We start from the raw sequence: 3,460 nt of genomic DNA on the forward strand, positions 1-3,460 counted from the left end.
TTTTCCCTGTCGTGGCTGTCTCATTACGGCCTGATGGCAGCGCTGACCATTGAGGTGCCCCTGCTGCTGGTGGCGCTGAACACGCGCTCACATGAGCGCCACGCAGTGGAAGCGCGCGAGCAGGCCATGTCCAGCCAGGACGCCCTCACCGGCCTGCTCGCCGCACATCTTTTCCACGACCGCTTCAAGCAGGTGGTCAGCCGGGCGCAGCGCCACAAAGAGCCGGCGGCTGTGGTGTACATCGAGCTGGTCAACTACCGGTATATCAAGAAAACCTGGGGCACAGCGGTGGCCGAGCAAAGCCTGCTGCGAAGCGTGATCAAGTTGCGCCGGCTTCTGCGCGATGTCAACACCGTGGGGCGCATCGACGAGGCGCGCTTCGGCCTCATTCTTGAAGGCGTTGAATCACGCCCGCCAGTCACCGACCTGGCGGCACGCCTGATCGCGGCCGGCCTCATGCCGCTCAAGGGCCTGAAACCGGAGGTCGTTCTGCAATTTCATGTCGCGGGCGTGCTGCTGAGCGAGCGCCTTGGCAGCCACGAGGAAATTTCCACGGCCCTGGCCGACCTGCTGCACAGCATGGCGGCTCGCACCCGCCGCCCCATCCGCTTTCTCGAGCCGGAGTTGACACACCCCATGCCGCTGGACGCCGAATCAACGCTGGACAGCCTCTCAAGCGGTCCGCAGGCGCCAGAGGCGCTCCCTGCGTCCACGGCCGCCCACGCCCCGCCGCCCCTGCGGGCGGTCAAGAGTCATTCAAACTGATAACTCGCACCCACCGGCTGGCCCACCTTGAGCTGGTGGTCAATGCCCGCCAGCACAATGGCATTCATGCCGAACGTCAGCGCGCCGTTCACCCGCGCATCCTGGCGATAGGTTTGCAGCATGTCGCCCACTTCCGGGCTGCTGACAGCCGTCGCGGGATCGATATTCGGAATCGGGCAACGCGGACAGGGCTTGACCGGCTTGAGCTGGACCACGCCTTGCGCCGTGGCAACCTGCAGCACCTCAATGCGGTCCTCATCGTGCGGCGCCAGACTGTCGGCACCAGCGGCATCGCCCAGCACGATGTTTGGACGAAAGCGCTCCATGCCCACCGCAGGGGTGCCGGCAGCCACCAGCTTTTCGTTGAAATGCACCAATGAGGCTTCGCTGAGTACCAGCAACGGGTAACCGTCGCTGAACTGGTTAAGCGCTTCCACATCGCCGGTCCACTGCGGACTGCAAACCCGCTTGTGTTCGGGGTCAAACCGCACCAGGCGTGCAGCCTGGCCCAGGAAGTCGGTGAACCATTGCGCCGCGATGGCACCCATGTCATACGCCTGGACTTCGTCTTTCCAGACCTGCACGCGAACGGGCTCTTCCACCTGGTCCAGCGCAATGTGAAGGGCCAGCATGCCGGGCGCACGCAGCACCATGTCGTGGTGCCTCAGCTGGGGCCTGATCAATGCCATGCGCGGCAATTCACGCTGGGTCAGGAATTCGCCCTTGCTGTCCACCACCATCCAGGCACGGTCAAATTCCAGCCCGGTTTCAGTCAGCAGGGCTTCCTGCACCTGCACGCCGGCACAGGATTTCACCGGATACACATAAAGGCGCGAAATCACGGCCCTGAGGTCAGTAGGTGCGTCGGCCGGTAATGTTTCGTTCAATGGATCGCTCACTTTTCAAGCCTTTAGGTTCAGATGCACGGCCAGAAACCGCGCAGTAATTGTTTGCCCAAAGCACCAATTTTGCCCTGCCTCCTAAAATGGGCCATGTCCAAGACCTTTGATGTCTGTATTCGCGGCGATGGTGTGGTAGGCCGCACACTGGCCCTGCTGCTGGCGCGCGAGCGCCTGCGCGTAGCTTTGGTCACCAGGCCTGAAAGGCCGCCGGGGATGCACACCATGCCCGACGTGCGTGCTTACGCCCTCAACAGCGCGTCTCGCAGCGTGCTGGAAACCCTGCGCGCCTGGCCCGACACGGCCTTTGCCACGCCGGTGGTCGAAATGCAGGTTTGGGGAGACAACGGCGGCAAGCTGGATTTCACGGCGCGCAGTGTCGGCCAGGAAGCGCTGGCCTGGATTGTGGATGTCCCGGCGCTGGAGCAGCAATTGAGCCAGGCAGTTCGCTACCAGCCGCAAATCGAGACGGTGGACGCGCCTGCCAAGGCCGCGCTCAACGTGATCTGCGAAGGCCAGAAAAGCGCCAGCCGTGATGAGTTCGCCCAGATCCGGCCGGTCAACTGGACCATCAAGCCCTATCCGCAAAAGGCCGTCGCAGCACGGCTTGAGCTGGACAAGCCCCATGGCGGCATTGCCCGCCAGTGGTTTACCCACGGCGACATACTGGCTCTTTTGCCTTTATCGGGTGCCAACGGGAACTTGGCGGCGCTGGTGTGGTCTGTCCCTGTACAGCGGGCCGCCCTGCTCGAAAAAATGCCCGCGGAAGAATTTTGCAACACCCTCAAGGCCGTGTGCGGCGAAGAGACCGGTAACCTGCGCCTGACAAGCGAGCGGGCAAGCTGGCAGCTTTCCCTGTCCAGCGCCGGGCACTGGGTCGGCCCCGGCTGGGCTTTGGCGGGCGATGCGGCGCACACGGTGCACCCGCTGGCCGGTCAAGGCTTGAACCTGGGCCTGGCCGATGCGGCTTGCCTGGCCGGGGTGATTTCACAGCGTGAGTATTGGCGCGGATTGGGTGATGAAAAACTGCTGCGGCGCTACGAAAGGGCCCGCAAGGCCGACGTAGCGGCAATGGGCGCGGTCACCGACGGTTTGCATGGCATTTTTGCGCAAACCGATGGGCGCTGGCAGGCCCTGCGCAATTGGGGCATGAAGGGGTTTGAGCGAAGCGGTTTGCTCAAGGCCTGGCTGACGCGGCAAGCCGCGGGTTTATGAATGACTGAGAAACAGACTGGAACTTAAATGAAAATAGTGAAATTGATCGGTCTGCTCAGTCTGGCGGCGTTCAGCCTGGTTCCTGTTTTTGCGCAGGAAGCCGTCATCCGCAAAAACCTGTCAGAGAAATTTCCGGCTTTTGCAAAAATCGATGAAGTCACCAAAACACCGATGGGCGGCCTCTATGAGGTACGTATTGGCTTCGAAATTTTCTATACCGACGAGCAAGGTAACTACCTGTTGCAGGGTCAACTTCTCGATGTAAAAAACAAAAAAAACCTGACCGAGGAACGCATCGGGAAACTCAGTGCAGTCGATTTCGACAAACTCCCTTTGAAGGACGCTTTCAAGATTGTTCGCGGTGAGGGGAAACGCAGGCTGGCGGTGTTTGAAGACCCAAATTGCGGCTACTGCAAACACTTCGAACGGGACCTGACCACCGTCGACAACGTCACCGTTTATCTCTTCCTGTACCCCGTGCTCGGACCGGACTCCGTCGCCAAGTCGCGCCACATCTGGTGTGCCAAGGACAAGGCGAAGTCATGGAACGACTGGATGCTGCGCAACACCGTGCCTGCGGC

Annotated in this window: 4 protein-coding genes; 3 read left to right on the top strand and 1 reads right to left on the bottom strand. The window is 61.4% G+C overall.

Features of this window, described 5'->3' with window-relative positions:
- Positions 1-765, top strand: a 765-nt coding sequence (locus tag AC1DWI_RS16975; protein WP_477725268.1) for a diguanylate cyclase domain-containing protein, incomplete at its 5' end; no start/stop codon positions are given.
- Here the strand turns inward: AC1DWI_RS16975 and AC1DWI_RS16980 are convergent.
- Positions 753-1,664, bottom strand: a complete 912-nt coding sequence (locus tag AC1DWI_RS16980) for an MOSC domain-containing protein (protein ID WP_477668352.1) — start codon at positions 1,662-1,664, stop codon at positions 753-755. The genes AC1DWI_RS16975 and AC1DWI_RS16980 overlap by 13 nt on opposite strands.
- Before the next feature lie 93 nt (positions 1,665-1,757).
- On the opposite strand from AC1DWI_RS16980, the gene AC1DWI_RS16985 reads away from it, so the two are divergent.
- Complete coding sequence (locus AC1DWI_RS16985; protein ID WP_477668353.1) at positions 1,758-2,879, top strand: FAD-dependent monooxygenase; 1,122 nt, start codon at positions 1,758-1,760, stop codon at positions 2,877-2,879.
- A 27-nt stretch (positions 2,880-2,906) separates the two neighbouring features.
- Positions 2,907-3,460: DsbC family protein (locus tag AC1DWI_RS16990; protein WP_477725269.1), on the top strand; the 554-nt coding region annotated here is incomplete at its 3' end.

The organism is Polaromonas sp. P3_C2, assembly GCF_056402675.1.

What these genes read in the sequence shown, in the direction of transcription:
- AC1DWI_RS16985 (WP_477668353.1), top strand. Translation starts at nt 1,758, where the DNA reads ATGTCCAAGACCTTTGATGTCTGTATTCGCGGCGATGGTGTGGTAGGC.